The following is a 14,154-nucleotide window of genomic DNA, read 5'->3' as shown; positions in this document are numbered from 1 at the left end:
GTGGCGGCCATCTCAGCTCAGGCTCACGCCGACCAGCCGGCCGATGCCGAAGGTGGCCGACGCGGCGATCGCACCGACCGCGAGCTGCCTGGCCCCCGACCGCAGCACCGAACGGCCGGTCAGCAGGCTGATGCCCGCGCCCACCAGGAACAAGGCGAGGGTGGACAGCGCCACGGAGCCGGCGAACGCAGCCCCGCCCGAGGCCAGCAAGAAGGGCAGCACCGGGACACACGCCCCACTTGCGAACGCGACGAAGCTGGAGGCCGCCACCCCCCAGGGCGAGCCGAGCTCGTCGGGATTCAGGCCGAGCTCCTCGCGGGCCATGGTGTCCAGCGCGCTCGACTCGTCGCGCATGATCCGGGCCGCCATCGCCTCGGCCTCCTCGCGGCCGATCCCCTTGGCCCGGTAGATCAGGGCCAGCTCGTTGGCCTCCTCCTCGGGCATGACCGAGATCTCCTCGGCCTCGAGGGCGATCTCCCGCTCGTACAGCTCGCGCTGGGAGGTGACCGAGATGTACTCGCCCGCGCCCATCGAGAACGCCCCCGCGAGCAGGCCGGCCAGGCCGGCCAGGAGGACCAGGCGGGGCTGGGCCTGGCCGCCGGTCACCCCCATGACCAGCGACAGGTTCGACACCAGGCCGTCGTTGACCCCGAAGATGGCCGCCCGCAGCCGGCCCGACGAGTCGCCCCGGTGCCACCGCTCGCCGCGCACGATCGCGCCCGAACGGGCCGCGGACGGGGTCATGCCAGCCAGGACCTTGGCGTGGATGCGCTCGTCGGTGGCCATGGCCCGGCTGGCCTCGGGCACGGCGTCGTAGTGCCCGGCGTCGGCCATCTCAGCCTGCTGGACCAGGGGGAACACCACGCCTGGGCCGAACCGGCGCGCGAGGAAGGACAGCAGGCGTGTCCGGACCGAGCGGCGGTGCTCACCCGGCCGCGGCTCGGGCTCCCCCAGCTCGGCCAGCTTGGCCGCCCAGTAGCGGGCGTGGCGCTCCTCGGCCCCGGCCAGCTCGAGGAAGATCTCGCGCTGCTCGCCGGAGGCCCGCTCGGCCAGGGCGCGGTACACCGCGGCACCGTCCATCTCGTCGGCCCAGTGCTCCCGGAACTGCCGTGCCTTCGACACCGCTCCCCTCCGGTTCGCTCACGCCTGGTTCACTCACGCCTCGCATGTCGAGAGTGTTGGCTCTCCGGGCGGGTCCTCGCAACCCCCGGCCCGGCGCCCGAGGCAGGGCGCCTCCCCGGCCCGGCGCCCGAGGCAGGGACCCCCCGCCCGGCGCCCGAGGCAGGGACGCCTGCCCGGTCAGGCGCCCGAGGACAGGGACGCCTCCTCGGCCCGGTCCTCGTGGACCCCGGCCGCGCGCAGCGCGTCGAGGGCGCGCTCGCCGTCGTCCGGGCGGACGTTCACGGCCCGGGTGGCGTCGGTGAGCACCACCACCTCGAAGCCGGCGGCCCTGGCGTCCAGCGCCGTGGCCTGCACGCAGTAGTCCAGGGCGAGCCCGACGGTGACGACCCGGCGGGCGCCCTGCCGGGAGAGGAAGTCGGCCAGCTCCTTGGTCCAGCCGGTGTAGCCGTCCTGGTCGCGGTCGCGGCCCTTGAACACCTGGAAGTCGGACCGGACGTCCAGGTCGGGGTGGGCCTCCCAGCCAGGGGTGCCCTCGACGCAGTGGGGCGGCCAGGGTCCGCCCTGCGCGGTGAACGAGCAGTGGTCGGCCGGGTGGGTGTCGTGGGTGGTCACCACGGTCGCGAAGCGGGGCGCGAGCCGGTTGATGACCTCCACCACCTCGTCGCCCTCGGGCACGGCGAGGCTCCCTCCGGGGCAGAAGTCGCGCTGGACGTCGACGACGATCAAGGCGTCGTCGCGGCTCGGGTCGAACGCCATCGGGTGCTTCCTCTCGTGTCGCCTGCCTGGGCTCGCGGTGTCACCGGCCGTCCATGTGCCGGCCACCGCGAGTACGCCGAGGGTATCAACCTGGTCCGCGCCGCCTGAAGCGGGCGAGGCCTCGGACTGGTTGACGGCGGACCGCGCAGGCTGGCAGCCTGGGCAAGCACATGATCGCAGCGACGGTACCTGGACCGGCGGTCGCGGCCTCGAGGTGGGGCCCGGCCGCCCTGACCACGCGTGCCTGCGCGCCCATGGGGCTCGGCACCGGCAACTCGGCCGCCGGGCGCCCTCCCTGTCGCCGGGCCGCGGCGCTCCCCGTCCGGTAGACGCACCGCGGCCAGCACCACCCCGCCGGAGCCGACCGCTCCGGTGTGCATGACGCCCATGCCCGACGCACACGTCCGAGGAGGCAAACCCTATGGCCGACCGGGAGCAGATCTTGGTCACCACCGACTGGCTCGCCGAGCACCTGAACGACCCCGCCATCCGCGTCGTCGAGGTCGACGAGGACACCGACGCCTACAGCCGGGGCCACATCCCCGGGGCGGTCGCGGTGAACTGGAACACCGACCTGCAGGACCCGCTGCGCCGCGACTTCGTCTCCCCGGAGGCATTCGCCAAGCTGCAGGACTCCCTCGGCATCGGCAACGACACCACCGTCGTGCTGTACGGCGGCAACAACAACTGGTTCGCCGCCTACGCCTACTGGTACTACAAGGTCTACGGCCACGAGAACGTCAAGCTGGTCGACGGCGGGCGCAAGCTCTGGGAGCTTGAGGACCGCCCGCTGACCACCGACACCCCGGTCGTCGAGCCGGCCGGCGGGTACAAGGCCGGCGAGGCTGACCTGTCGATCCGCGCGTTCCGCGACCAGGTCCTGGCCGACTACGTCGGCCAGGAGGGCGCCGCGCTGGTCGACGTCCGCTCGCCAGAGGAGTACAGGGGCGAGAAGCTCGCCCCCGACCACCTGCCCCAGGAGGCAGCCCAGCGGCCCGGGCACATCCCGGGCGCGGCCAACATCCCCTGGGCCAAGGCGGTGGACGGTGACACCGGCCGCTTCCTGGCCGACCAGGAGCTGTCCTCCCTGTACAGCGGGAACGGGGTCACGCCCGACAAGGACGTGGTCGCCTACTGCCGGATCGGCGAGCGCTCCGCCCACACCTGGTTCGTGCTGCACGAGCTGCTCGACTACCCGCGGGTGCGCAACTACGACGGCTCCTGGACCGAGTGGGGGTCGCTGGTGAACGTGCCGATCGAGCGCTGAGCAGGACATCAGCAGTCCCGCCCGTAGCCCGGGCCAGCGACCAGGGCCTTCCCGTCAAGTTACGGACAGGACTGCTGAGCAGGTGCTCGTCGCGGCGCGAGGCCGAACGCGCCGGCCTGCGCCTGTCCGTGCGCGGGCTCCTGGCTGAGCTGGCGCCGGCGCGCCTTCTGGAGACCGAGGGCCCCGCCAGGTGGCGGGGCCCTCGGTCGTGGTCTGGCCGCCCGCCCTGCCGCGATTGCCCCGCCGGCCACGCTGGGGCAGACTGCGGTCACAGCTCGGAGGTACTGTTCTGGACCCCATGGACGACGCGCAGCCAACCTCGCCCGCGGGCGCGGGCGCCGATCCCCCACGCATCGCCGACCTTCACCCGGAGACCCTGGAGCAGGTCGTGGCGGCGCTGGTCGACTACAGCCCGCTTGCGATCGCGGTCCTGCGCGCCCCCGGCCTCGAGCTCGAGCTGGTCAACCACGTCTTCGCCGGTCTTCGGCCCGAGGCAGGCATGGTCGGCCGGACCCTCGCCGAGGTGTTCCCCGAGGCAGGGCCGGCCGGCTTCACCACCATGCTCAAGCAGGTCGCGGCCACCGGCGAGACGATCTCGGCGACCGACACCCCGGTCGACTTCGTGGGGCCCACGGTGCGGTACTTCTCGTTCACCTGCTCGCGCCTGCCCCAGCCTCCCGGTCGCCCGACCCGGGTGCTCGCCGTGGCCAGGGAGACCACCGCGGAGGTGGTGACCCGGACCAGGGCCGAGGCGATCGCCGACGAGCGCGCCCGCGACCTGGCCCGGGCAAGGGTGACCTCGGCCCGGCTGCGCAGCCTGGTCGACCTGGCCGCCGCCATGGCCTCGGTCGAGGACCTCGACCGCCTCCTCGACCTGGTCACCGGCGAGGCGGCCCGGCTGCTGGGCGCGGACACGGCCAGCTTGTTCCTGCTCGACGAGCGGGGCACGCTGATCGGGCGGGCCGCGGTCGGCATGCCCGAGGACGAGATCATCGGCATGCGCATCGAGCTGCCCGGGTGGCCCGAGATCGCCGAGGTGATGCGCACGGGCCACCCGGCCGTGCACGTCCGGGCCGAGGAGGTGCGGGGGCCCGAGCAGCCCTCCATCCGGCGCTACGGCATCCGTTCGTACGCCGCCCTGCGCCTGGGCACCCTGGACCGGCCGCTCGGCGTCCTGTTCGTCAACCACACTCGCCGCCGCCACCGGTTCACCCGGCCCGAGCTGGCCTTCGTCGAGACCCTGACCAGTTACCTGAGCGTGACCATCGAGCGCGCCCGCCTGGTCGGCAGCCTGCGCGAGGCGGTCACCTCGCTGCAGGACGCCCTGCTGCCGGCGTCCTTCCCGGAGGTGGCCGGGCTCGACGTCGGCGCCCTGTACCGCTCGGCCAGCGAGGTCGCGCAGGTGGGCGGCGACTTCTACGACCTGTTCCCGATCGGTGGGGACCTGGTCGCGGCCGTGATCGGCGACGTCTGCGGCAAGGGGGTGGCCGCCGCCAGGCACACCGCCCGGCTCCGGTTCGAGCTGCGCGCCCTGCTCGAGGCCGACCCCGACCCGGGCCGGGCGCTCGAGACCTTCAACCGCAAGGTGTTCGAGGAGTTCGCCGAGGACGAGTACGCCACCCTGCTGGTGCTCGTGCTCGACCCGTCGACCGGGGAGGTGCGCTGGTCGAGCGCTGGCCACCCGCCGCCGGTGGTGACCGACCCGGCCCCGCGGGTGCTGGACTTCCCGGGGTCGCTGCCCGTCGGCCTGTTCCCCGAGGCCGAGCACGCCACCCACCGGCTCGTCCTGCCCCGCCGCCACTGCATCGTGCTCTACACCGACGGCGTGGTCGAGGCCCGCTCCTCCGACGGCGACGAGCTCGGCCCGGGCGGCCTGCTCGCCGCGCTCCCGCCGGTCCCGGCCGGCGCGGCGGGCGTTGCCGAGGTGATCCTGAAGGAGGTCCAGCGCCACACCGGCGGGGAGTTGGACGACGACGCAGCCGTGCTCGTCATCGCCCGCGAGTGAGGCGGGCCGGGAGCATCCCGTCGCCTGAAGCGCGGAACGACCGTTGCCTGAGCCGCAGGAGTCTGGTCGCCCGAAGCGCGGAACGCCCGGTCGCCTGACCGCAGGAGGCCGGTCGCCCGAAGCGCGACGCCTGGGCTCAGGTGGGCGGTCGCCAGGTCGGGTCGGGCGGGGGCAGGGAGCGGGTGTCACCTGGGCCCCGCGGGCCGGCCGGGTTCCCGCCGTTCCAGGTCGACGGCCCCCAGCTCACGGTGGTCCGGGGCAGCAGGCGAAGCTCGCCCCAGCGCTGCTCGCCGGTCGCCCTGATCGACTGGGAGGCCAGCCGGGCGGCCCACACGGCCCCGACCAGCGGGGCGATCACCTCGGGAATGACGATGCGGGCGAAGCGGGCCGGCATGAGCTTGGCGATCCGGGCCGCGGTGCGCCGGACCGCCGCCTCGGGCAGGGCGCGACGCAGCGAACGCCTGCGCAGCTTCTGCAGGCCGCCCTGGGCCTGCACCTCGCCGAGCACGCCGGCCACCAGCTCGCGGGGCGTGAGGACCCGCTGGCCGGCCAGGGCGCCCAAGTCGGCCCGGAGCTTCGCCTCGATGACGAACAGCAGGAGCACCTCGGCCAGGGCGGTGACGCCGACCGTGCCGAGCGCGACCCCCGCGGCCGGCGGCACCGGGGACGTGGCGACCGCGATCGCCTCCTGGGCGGCCAGGATCCCGCCGACGGCGATGGCGATCCCGGCCGCGGTGCGGGCGGACCGGTCGATCAGCTTGCGCGCGACCTCGTCGTCGCTCTGGCCCGGGTAGCGTGCGCGCAGCTCCTCCGGGGTGGCCGGCCGCACCTGCGCGGCCGCCTCGTCCAGCAGAGGCTGGATGCCGCCGCGGGCGACCTCGGAGAGCCGGCCGCGGACCACGCCGACCGCGTCGGCGACCAGGCGCCGGATGGAGGGCTCGCCGCCTCCCGCCGCCGCCCGGTCGGCCAGGCGCTCCCCCCAGGGCTGGTCGCGGCCGCCGCCGCGTTCACTGTGTGGATCCATGCTGATTTCTGTCTTCCGCCCCAGGGCCGGTCGAAAACGGCGATCTCGGACTGCTCCCCCGCGGGTCGAGCCAGACCTGCCGAGCACCCCGGGCCGTTGGATCGCGCTCCGCAGTCGCGTGCCCGCTCATGAGCCGGTCGAGCCGAACCCGCCGGGACCGCGGGCGGCTGGGGGCAGCTCGGCGACGGCGACCAAGCGGGCCCGGAGCACGGGCTGGACCACGAGCTGGGCAATCCGGTCGCCGCGGCGCACGACGTACGGCTCGGTCGGGTCGGTGTTGAGCAGGACGACCTTGACCTCGCCCCGGTAGCCGGCGTCGATCGTGCCCGGAGCGTTGACGACGGTCAGGCCGTGGCGCGCGGCCAGGCCCGAGCGCGGGTGGACGAAGGCGGCGAACCCCTCAGGCACGGCAACGGCCACCCCGGTCCCGACGACCGCGCGGCCACCGGGCGGCAGCTTCACGTCCTCGGCGGCGAACAGGTCGGCGCCGGCGTCCCCCGGGTGGGCGTAGCCGGGCATTGGCAGCTCGGGATCAAGACGGTGCACCGGCAGGTCGATGTCCACCATTGGACCCTACCACGGGGACGGGACCTGGACGGACAAGGGCCCCGGACCGCGCTTCCCCTCGCGGTCCGGGGCCCGCTCGTTCCCGGCCGAGGGCCGGGAAGAATTACAGCGATGTGATTATAGCGACTGCGGCCGGTTCGGCAAGCCCGCGGCGCGGGACGACCCGTCCCGCGCCGAAGCAACGCTTTCACCGGAGGCCGGCACCTGCCACGCTGACTACCGGCGAGCACCCGGGGCTTGGAGGTGGAAGCGCATGGCGCTGGAGCGAGAGCTCGACCGGCTGTTCGGACTGCCGCTCGACGCCTTCGTCGCGGCCAGGGACGAGGCCGTCCGCATGCTCAAGCGCACCGGGGACCCGGGCGCCGCCGCGCGCGTGGGCGCGCTGCGCAAGCCCTCGGTGTCGGCATGGGCGGTCAACCAGCTCGCCCGGAGGCACGCCGACCAGCTCGGCCAGCTCCTCGAGAGCGGCGAGCACCTGCGCGCCGCCCACCGGGCCGTCCTGGCCGGGGGCGGGCGCGCCGGCCTGGCCGACGCCGCCCGGGTCATGCGCGCGGCCGTTTCGGAGCTGGTCGAGACGGCCGCCGGGGAGCTGGAGGCGGCCGGCCGGCCGGCATCCGAGGCCGTGCGCAACCGCATCGCGGGCACCTTGCACGCGGCCGCCCGCGGGCAGCAGGGGGCCGAGCTGGTCCGCAAGGGCCGCCTGCTCCGCGACCTCGACCCCTCCGGCTCCGCCTTCGCTGACCTCGCCACCGGTGCCACCAGCGAGCCGGCTGGCATGCTGCGGCCAGCCGACGACACCGCCGCCCGGGAACGCCGGCAAGCCAGGCGGCGCGCCCGCGACCAGGCGCGGCGGCAGGCCAGCGCGGCCGCGGACGCCGCCGTCCTGGCCCGGCGCCAGGCCGAGCGGCTCCGCTACGCCGCCGACCGGGCCGAGCAGGCGGCTGCCCGGGCCCGGGAGGCCGCCGACGCCGCCGCCAAGGCCGAGCAGGCGGCCAGGGAGCGCGCCACCCGCACGGCAGCCGAGCTGGCCGACGCGGAGGCTCTCCCGACCGAGTGACCACGAGAATGCGCAGGGTACGCGCATGGTTAGCGCAACGGGCGCGCGCATGCTAGCGTCATCGCCGCAAGGGGTTCATGTTTCGCTTCGCATCCTGCGGTCGAGCTCGTCCCTCGCCGTCGGCGTCTACCACGTCGGCGTTGTTCGTACCTCCAAGCGATGGAGGGGAGGGACAAAGTTCATGACCGTTGGAACCGTGAAGTGGTTCAACGCCGAGAAGGGGTACGGCTTCATCGCCCCTGAGTCAGGCGAGGACGTCTTCGTACACTTCAGCGCGATCCAGTCTTCCGGCTACCGCTCGCTCAACGAGGGGCAGCAGGTCGAGTTCGACATCACGCAGGGGCCGAAGGGCGCCCAAGCGGCGAACGTGCGGCCGCTCGAGCAGTAGCATCGCGTGACAAGGGCCCACCGGACCGACAACCTCGGTCCCGGTGGGCCCTGTGGCGTCCCCGGCGGTCAGCCCGACAACCTCGGTCCCGGCGCCTCGGTGGTCAGCCGGCGCGGCGACCCCGCCGCGCGCGGAGGTAGTCCTGCACGACGTAGTCGCCCAGCCGCTCACTCGACGGGGTGAACACCCGGCCCCCGTTCAGCCTGGCCAGGGCCTGGACGAAGCGGACCAGGCGCGGTTCGGTGTCGAGCATGAACACGTTGATGGTGGCGCCCCTGCGGGTCAGCCGGAGCACCGCGGCCATGGTCAGCTCGATGGTCTCCGGGCTCGGCGGCCACTCGAACCAGGGGTAGCCGCCCGGCTGCAGGTGGGCGGTTGGCTCGCCGTCGGTGACTACCAGGATCACCGGCTCGGCGTCGGGATGGTGGTCGAGGTGCCGGCCGGCGAGCAGCAGCGCGTGCTGCAGGTTGGTGCCCTGCTGCTCCATGTTCGGGCCGAGGTCGGCCAGCTCGCCAGGCTTGAGGATCCTGGCCACCGACGAGAACCCGATGATCTGGAGCGCGTCCTGCGGGTAGCGGGTCGAGACGAGGCTGTGCAGCGCGAGCGCGGTCGACTTGGCCGCCCCCCACGCCTCCCGCAGCAGCATCGAATACGAGAGGTCGACCAGAAGGCAGACCGCTGCCCGGGTGCGATGTTCGGTTTCGAGCACCTGGAAGTCGGCTGCTTCAAGCGTCACGGCGGGCCTGGGCGCGGCTGGCGCCGTGATGCCGACCTCCGGGTGGGGGGTTCCCGCGCCGCGCAGCACCGCGTTCTTGACGGTGCCGACCACATCCAGTGGCTGCTCGTCGCCGAACTGCCACTGGCGGGAGCTGCCGGTCAGCTCGCCCAAGGCGCCGGCGCCGGGTACGTCGTGGTCGCCCCGGCGGCGGGTCTCGAGACTCGAGAAGATACGCCGGAGGGCGGTGGCGCCGATGCGCCGGATCGCCTTCGGAGTGAGCTTCAGCTCGCCGTGCTCGCGGGTCAGGTAGCCCTGCTCGGCCAGCTCCCGTTCCAGCGCGCGGAGCGCCTCGACGTCGGCGGTCGCGGCGCGGCCGAGCGCCCGCTCGACCGCCTCCAGGTCGATGTCGTCGAGGGAGGCGCCCGCGTAGCCCTGGCCCAGGCTCGCCTCGAGCGCCTCCAGGTCGGCCAGCTCCTCGAGCGCGGTGGTGGCGTCGCCGAGCCCGAGCGCCTGGTCGCCGCCCATGGCCGCGGGCTGGCCCCAGCGGAGCTCGGGCCGGCGCCACTGGAGGGCGTGGCCGAGCCGGTCCAGCTCGCGCTCGAGCCCGAGGTCGGCCATTGCCGCCTGCATGAGCGCGGCCAGCTCCTCCCGCTGCTCGGGCGAGAGCGAGGCGAGCAGCCGGCTGGCTGCGGCCGCGCGGCGGGCGAGCGCGTCGACCAGCTCGTCGAGGTTCCTCGGGCGCTCCGGGAACATGTCCCCGTACTCCTGCATGAACTGGTCGAACGCGGCGGTGGTGTCCTCGCCCCTGGCGTCGGCGTCCAGCATCGCGTTCAGGTCGGCCAGCATGTCCCGCACCCGTTCGAGGTCCTCGCTGCTCGCGCCCGCCAGGGCCTGCCGCATGCCGCGGAACTGGGCGTCGAGCACCTCCCGGCGGAGCAGGTCGCGGATCCGCTCGTAGGTGGCGGCGGCCTCCGGCGAGCGCCACTGGCGGTCGGCGAGCTGGCGCACGGCCCCGGCGGTGTCGGGCGGGAGCTGGTCCAGCTCCGCCTCTGCCAGGCGGGCCGCATCCGACGGGTCGGCCGCGAGCGCCTCCCGCTCCTGCTCCAGGGCCCGGTCGAGCAGCTCGCGGACCTGCTCCAGGGTGCCGTCGAAGGTGCCCCGCCCGCGCAGCTCGCGGCGGCGCTCGCGCACCCGGCGGAGCAGGTCGCGCAGCCCGCGCAGGCCCGGCATGCCCTGGCGGAGCAGCGAGGACAGCGCGTCGCCCGGCCGCTCCCCGGCCAGCACCCGGTCGCCCAGGCGGTCGAGGGCAGCGGCCAGGTCGAAGGGCGGCTCGAGCGGGTCGGGCCCGCCCTGCCAGCGCCCGTAGCGGTAGGCCATCCGCTACCCCCCTCCGTACACGGTCCGGCCAGGCAGCTCCTCCTTGGCCAGCCGCTTGGCCAGGTGCAGCCCTTCCATGGCGAACTCGAGGGCGGCCGCGGCCAGGCCCGGGGTCTCGGCGGCGGCGTCGTCGCCCAGGCGCCGCAGGAGCTGGGCCAGGCCGGGCACCGGCCCGACCCGGCGGAGCAGCTCGGCGGCTGGCACGAGGTCGCCGGTCTCCACCGTGGCGTCTTCGTCGAACCGGCGCAGCAGCCCGGAGACGTCCTGGCCGCCGAGCCGGCTGCGGTAGGTGTCGGCCACGGCCCGCCGCAGCAGGTGCTTGAGCAGGTCGAGCTCGCGGCCCTCCTCGAGCTGGTCGAACTCGACCTTGCCGAGCGAGGTGGGCACCGCGGCGGGCAGGTCGACGATGCGCACGACAGGCACGGCCTCGCCGGTGACCGCGGCCCGGCGCACGGCCGAGGCCGCCGCGGTCTCGGCCGCCGCGATCGCGAAGCGGGCCGACACCCCCGACCTGGCGTCGATCTGGGGCGCCTCGCGCACCCCGCGCGTGAACCTGGCGATGACCTCGAGGACGTGGTCGGGCACGACCGGCGTGCCGAGCGGGCTGCCGGCCCAGTGGAGCACGGCCTCCTGGCGCATCAGCTTCAGCTCGTCGTCGAGCCGGAGCGGGTAGTGGGTGCGGATCTCCGCTCCGAACCGGTCCTTCAGCGGCGTGATGATCCGCCCCCGGTTGGTGTAGTCCTCCGGGTTGGCGCTGGCCACCAGCAGCAGGTCCAGGGGGAGCCGGAGCTGGTAGCCGCGGACCTGGATGTCGCGCTCCTCGAGCACGTTGAGCAGCGCGACCTGGATGCGCTCGGCCAGGTCGGGCAGCTCGTTGACGCTGAAGATGCCCCGGTTGGTGCGGGGCACGAGGCCGTAGTGGACCGTCTCGGGGTCGCCGAGGGTGCGGCCCTCGGCCACCTTGATCGGGTCGACGTCGCCGATGAGGTCACCGACGCTGGTGTCGGGGGTGGCCAGCTTCTCCCCGTAGCGGTCGGCGCGGTGGCGCCAGCCCACCGGCAGGGCGTCACCCAGCTCGGCCAGGCTGGCCTGGCAGGCGGTGCAGGTCGGGGCGTAGGGATGGTCGTTGATCTCGCACCCGGCCACGACCGGGGTCCACTCGTCGAGCAGGTGGGTGAGGGAGCGGATGAGCCGGGTCTTGCCCTGCCCGCGCTCGCCCAGCAGCACGATGTCGTGCCCGGCGAGCAGGGCCCGCTCGAGCTCGGGGAGGACCGTCTCGTCGAACCCGACGATGCCGGGGAAGCGGCGCCGGTCGGCGGCCAGCCCGGCGATCAGGTTGTCGCGCACCTCGTGCTTGACGGTCCGGTGGCGGTGCCCGGACGCGCGCAGCTCGCCCAGGGTGGTGTCGGCGGGTGGCGTCAGGGCCGGCACGGCATGGGTCATGGTTCCTCGCTCGCTACGCTGGTCGCTTCGTCGTCGGTATCCACCCTCCGCCTCCACGCCCGGGCTGGCAACCGCTAGTTCGGCCGCGCCTCCGCGAACCCGACCGCGGGGGCCACCGATGAGAGGCAGGCGACCGCCGGCTCGCACCGGAGCCGCTCGGCGACCCGCTCAGGCGGGTGGGGCGCTCGCCCGCCACGCGGCCCGTCCGAGCAGGGCGAACCCGGCCACGAACCGTTCGGCCACGTCCTCGATGCCGCGCTCGCGCAGCACGGTGACGACCGTGCGGGCCTGCAGGGGCCGGTTGCACGCGTCCACGTCCAGGGGGACGTCGGTGCGGATCGCCATCAGCTCCCGGTTCAGCAGGTAGGTGCCCTGGTGGGTGACGAGGGCCTCGACCACCCAGGGGCCGAGCAGCCGCGCCACCCCGGCGGGGTCGGCCATGGCCGCCTCCACGTCGGGATAGGCGGCGAGCAGGCGGGCGGCGGTCACCGCGCCGATCCCGCGCACCCCGGGCAGGCAGTCGCTCGAGTCCCCGCGCAGGGCGGCGAAGGCCGGGTACTGGGCCGGTCCCACGCCATACCTGGCCCGCAGCCAGCTCGGTGAGACCTGCTCCATGCGCCCCCCGCCGAGCAGGAAGAAGACCTGCACGGTCGGGCTGACGAGCGCGAACGCGTCCTGGTTCTGGCCCACATTCCGTGATCGGACTGGCCCCGGGTCGGTGCTGGAGGCCGTGATCATCGCCGGACATGTGAATACCAGGATCTCGATGCTCTCTTACCGCACCTGGCAGGCGTAGCTGTCGAGCAGGTCGAGCAGACCGACCTGGCCGTGCGGGTCTGGGCGTCCTCACGGGCCGGCCAGGCCAGGTGCCCCACCTGCGGTTACCTGTCGACCAGGGTGCACAGCCGCTACGAACGTAGCTTGGCCGACACCGCGCTCGGCAGCCGCCAGGTGGTGCTCAGGCTGCGGGTCCGTCGGTGGTTCTGCGGTAACCCCACCTGCCCAGCCCGCACCTTCGCCGAGCAGATCGCAGGCCTGACCTCGCCGTACGCCCGCCGCAGCCCGCTGGCGCGTGGGATATTGGAGGCGATCGGCCTGGCACTGGCGGGTCGCGCCGGAGCGCGGCTGGCGGGCGCGTTGGGGCTGCCGACCAGCCGCAGCACGCTGCTGCGGCTGGTCCGGGCGCTGCCAGATCCCGAGCCGGCTGGCGTGGCCGTGCTCGGCGTCGACGACTTCGCGCTGCGCCGCGGCCGCGTCTACGGCAGCGTGCTGGTCGACATGGCGACTCACCGCCCGGTCGATCTGCTGGCTGACCGGGAAGCCAGCACCTTCGCCAGGTGGCTGCGCGAGCACCCCGGCACGAAGGTAGTCTGCCGGGACCGGGCCGGCGCCTACGCCGATGGCGCTCGGCAGGGAGCGCCGGGGGCGATCCAGGTCGCCGACCGCTGGCATCTGTGGCACAACCTGGCCCTCCACGTGGAGAAGACCGTCGCCGCCCACCACCGCTGCCTGAACGCGACCGAGCCGACCAGCACTGCGCCGCTCAAGCAGCCACCGACCCACGACCCCGACCCTGGCCCTGCTATCCCCGACCCCGACCCTGGCCCTGCTGTCGACGTCGAGCAGGTCGCCAGCGACGCGGCCGCCGCCCGCGCCGACAGCAGGGCCATCGTCGTGCGTACCCGGCAGCGGTACGCGGCCGTGCAGGCGCTGGTCGCCCAGGGCAAGGGCATCAAGCCGATCATGCGGGAACTCGGCCTGGCCAAGGAGACGGTGCGCCGGTTCGTCCGCGCCCGCAGCGTCGAGGAGCTGCTGGCCACGCCGCGTGCGGGGCGGCCCAGCATCCTCGACGCGTTCACGCCCTACCTGCACCAGCGGTGGAACGACGGCTGCACGAGCGCCTCGCAGCTGTTCCGTGAGATCCGCGAGCAAGGCTACGCCGGCAGCCTGGGCACCGTGATCGCCTATGTGCGCCCCTTCCGCGTGGCCGGGGCGACCGCCGCCGCGGCCGGCGCAGCGCCGCCCGCCACGCCCGCACCACCCAAGGTCCGCCACGTCACCGCATGGCTGCTGCGTCATCCCGACAGCCTCGACGCCGACGAGCAGGTCAAGCTGAAGGAGGTGCTGGCCCGCTGCCAGCACCTGGAAGCCCTCGCCGGCCACGTCACCGGGTTCGCCGAGCTGCTGACCGGGCTGCACGGCGACCGCCTCGACGCCTGGATCGACCAGGTCGAGCGCGACGAACTGCCCCACCTGCGCTCGTTCACCGCCGGCCTGAAGCGCGATCACACCGCCGTGGTCAACGGCCTAACCTTGCCCTACAGCTCGGGCGCGGTCGAGGGCACCGTCAACCGCATCAAGATGCTCAAGCGCCAGATGTACGGCCGCGCCAACTTCGACCTGCTCCGCAAACGGGTCCTACTCGCATGA

12 protein-coding genes are annotated in these 14,154 nt (G+C 74.2%); 5 read left to right on the top strand and 7 right to left on the bottom strand.

Annotated elements, in window-relative coordinates; all coding sequences use genetic code 11:
* Positions 1-12: 12 nt before the first annotated feature.
* Positions 13-1,122, bottom strand: coding sequence for a VIT1/CCC1 family protein (locus VG276_04880; protein HEV8648738.1), 1,110 nt, complete (start codon positions 1,120-1,122; stop codon positions 13-15).
* Positions 1,123-1,299: 177 nt separating this feature from the next.
* Entirely contained in the window at positions 1,300-1,878 is a 579-nt protein-coding gene (locus tag VG276_04875; GenBank protein ID HEV8648737.1) for an isochorismatase family protein, read from the bottom strand.
* A gap of 421 nt (positions 1,879-2,299) precedes the next feature.
* Between VG276_04875 and VG276_04870 the strand changes: the two genes are divergently transcribed.
* Positions 2,300-3,145: a sulfurtransferase gene (locus tag VG276_04870; protein HEV8648736.1), complete on the top strand. Its 846-nt coding sequence runs from the start codon at positions 2,300-2,302 to the stop codon at positions 3,143-3,145.
* Between the two features lie 298 nt (positions 3,146-3,443).
* On the top strand, positions 3,444-5,150 hold the full coding sequence (locus VG276_04865) for a SpoIIE family protein phosphatase (protein ID HEV8648735.1): 1,707 nt from the start codon (positions 3,444-3,446) through the stop codon (positions 5,148-5,150).
* Positions 5,151-5,286: 136 nt separating this feature from the next.
* Here the strand turns inward: VG276_04865 and VG276_04860 are convergent, their stop codons facing one another.
* Both VG276_04860 and dut read right to left on the bottom strand, forming a co-directional pair.
* Positions 5,287-6,174, bottom strand: a complete 888-nt coding sequence (locus VG276_04860; protein HEV8648734.1) for a hypothetical protein — start codon at positions 6,172-6,174, stop codon at positions 5,287-5,289.
* Between the two features lie 126 nt (positions 6,175-6,300).
* Positions 6,301-6,741: a dUTP diphosphatase gene (gene dut / locus VG276_04855; protein ID HEV8648733.1), complete on the bottom strand. Its 441-nt coding sequence runs from the start codon at positions 6,739-6,741 to the stop codon at positions 6,301-6,303.
* A gap of 253 nt (positions 6,742-6,994) precedes the next feature.
* Between dut and VG276_04850 the strand changes: the two genes are divergently transcribed.
* Both VG276_04850 and VG276_04845 read left to right on the top strand, forming a co-directional pair.
* Positions 6,995-7,798: a hypothetical protein gene (locus tag VG276_04850; protein ID HEV8648732.1), complete on the top strand. Its 804-nt coding sequence runs from the start codon at positions 6,995-6,997 to the stop codon at positions 7,796-7,798.
* 181 nt (positions 7,799-7,979) lie between these two features.
* Complete coding sequence (locus tag VG276_04845; GenBank protein ID HEV8648731.1) at positions 7,980-8,186, top strand: cold-shock protein; 207 nt, start codon at positions 7,980-7,982, stop codon at positions 8,184-8,186.
* A gap of 103 nt (positions 8,187-8,289) precedes the next feature.
* Here VG276_04845 and VG276_04840 read toward each other — a convergent pair whose 3' ends face one another.
* The 3 genes from VG276_04840 to VG276_04830 all read right to left on the bottom strand — a co-directional run bounded on the left by VG276_04840 (position 8,290) and on the right by VG276_04830 (position 12,414).
* Positions 8,290-10,281 carry a VWA domain-containing protein gene (locus VG276_04840; protein ID HEV8648730.1) on the bottom strand — a complete coding sequence of 664 codons (1,992 nt, stop codon included), beginning with the start codon at positions 10,279-10,281 and terminating at the stop codon, positions 8,290-8,292.
* 3 nt (positions 10,282-10,284) lie between these two features.
* On the bottom strand, positions 10,285-11,724 hold the full coding sequence (locus tag VG276_04835) for a sigma 54-interacting transcriptional regulator (protein HEV8648729.1): 1,440 nt from the start codon (positions 11,722-11,724) through the stop codon (positions 10,285-10,287).
* A gap of 168 nt (positions 11,725-11,892) precedes the next feature.
* Positions 11,893-12,414, bottom strand: a complete 522-nt coding sequence (locus tag VG276_04830) for a 5'-3' exonuclease H3TH domain-containing protein (protein ID HEV8648728.1) — start codon at positions 12,412-12,414, stop codon at positions 11,893-11,895.
* Between the two features lie 138 nt (positions 12,415-12,552).
* Here VG276_04830 and VG276_04825 point away from each other — a divergent pair, with 138 nt between their 5' ends.
* Complete coding sequence (locus VG276_04825; GenBank protein ID HEV8648727.1) at positions 12,553-14,154, top strand: ISL3 family transposase; 1,602 nt, start codon at positions 12,553-12,555, stop codon at positions 14,152-14,154.

The sequence above is a fragment of the Actinomycetes bacterium genome, from assembly GCA_036000965.1.
Taxonomy (GTDB): domain Bacteria; phylum Actinomycetota; class CALGFH01; order CALGFH01; family CALGFH01; genus DASYUT01.
This window is presented reverse-complemented; position numbering and strand designations above follow the sequence as displayed.

Bases quoted from the DNA above. Each gene is read 5' to 3' on its own strand.
- VG276_04875 (HEV8648737.1), bottom strand. From the start codon at position 1,878: ATGGCGTTCGACCCGAGCCGCGACGACGCCTTGATCGTCGTCGACGTC.
- VG276_04840 (HEV8648730.1), bottom strand. From the start codon at position 10,281: ATGGCCTACCGCTACGGGCGCTGGCAGGGCGGGCCCGACCCGCTCGAG.
- VG276_04850 (HEV8648732.1), top strand. From the start codon at position 6,995: ATGGCGCTGGAGCGAGAGCTCGACCGGCTGTTCGGACTGCCGCTCGAC.
- VG276_04860 (HEV8648734.1), bottom strand. From the start codon at position 6,174: ATGGATCCACACAGTGAACGCGGCGGCGGCCGCGACCAGCCCTGGGGG.
- dut (HEV8648733.1), bottom strand. From the start codon at position 6,741: ATGGTGGACATCGACCTGCCGGTGCACCGTCTTGATCCCGAGCTGCCA.
- VG276_04865 (HEV8648735.1), top strand. From the start codon at position 3,444: ATGGACGACGCGCAGCCAACCTCGCCCGCGGGCGCGGGCGCCGATCCC.
- VG276_04870 (HEV8648736.1), top strand. From the start codon at position 2,300: ATGGCCGACCGGGAGCAGATCTTGGTCACCACCGACTGGCTCGCCGAG.
- VG276_04835 (HEV8648729.1), bottom strand. From the start codon at position 11,724: ATGACCCATGCCGTGCCGGCCCTGACGCCACCCGCCGACACCACCCTG.
- VG276_04845 (HEV8648731.1), top strand. From the start codon at position 7,980: ATGACCGTTGGAACCGTGAAGTGGTTCAACGCCGAGAAGGGGTACGGC.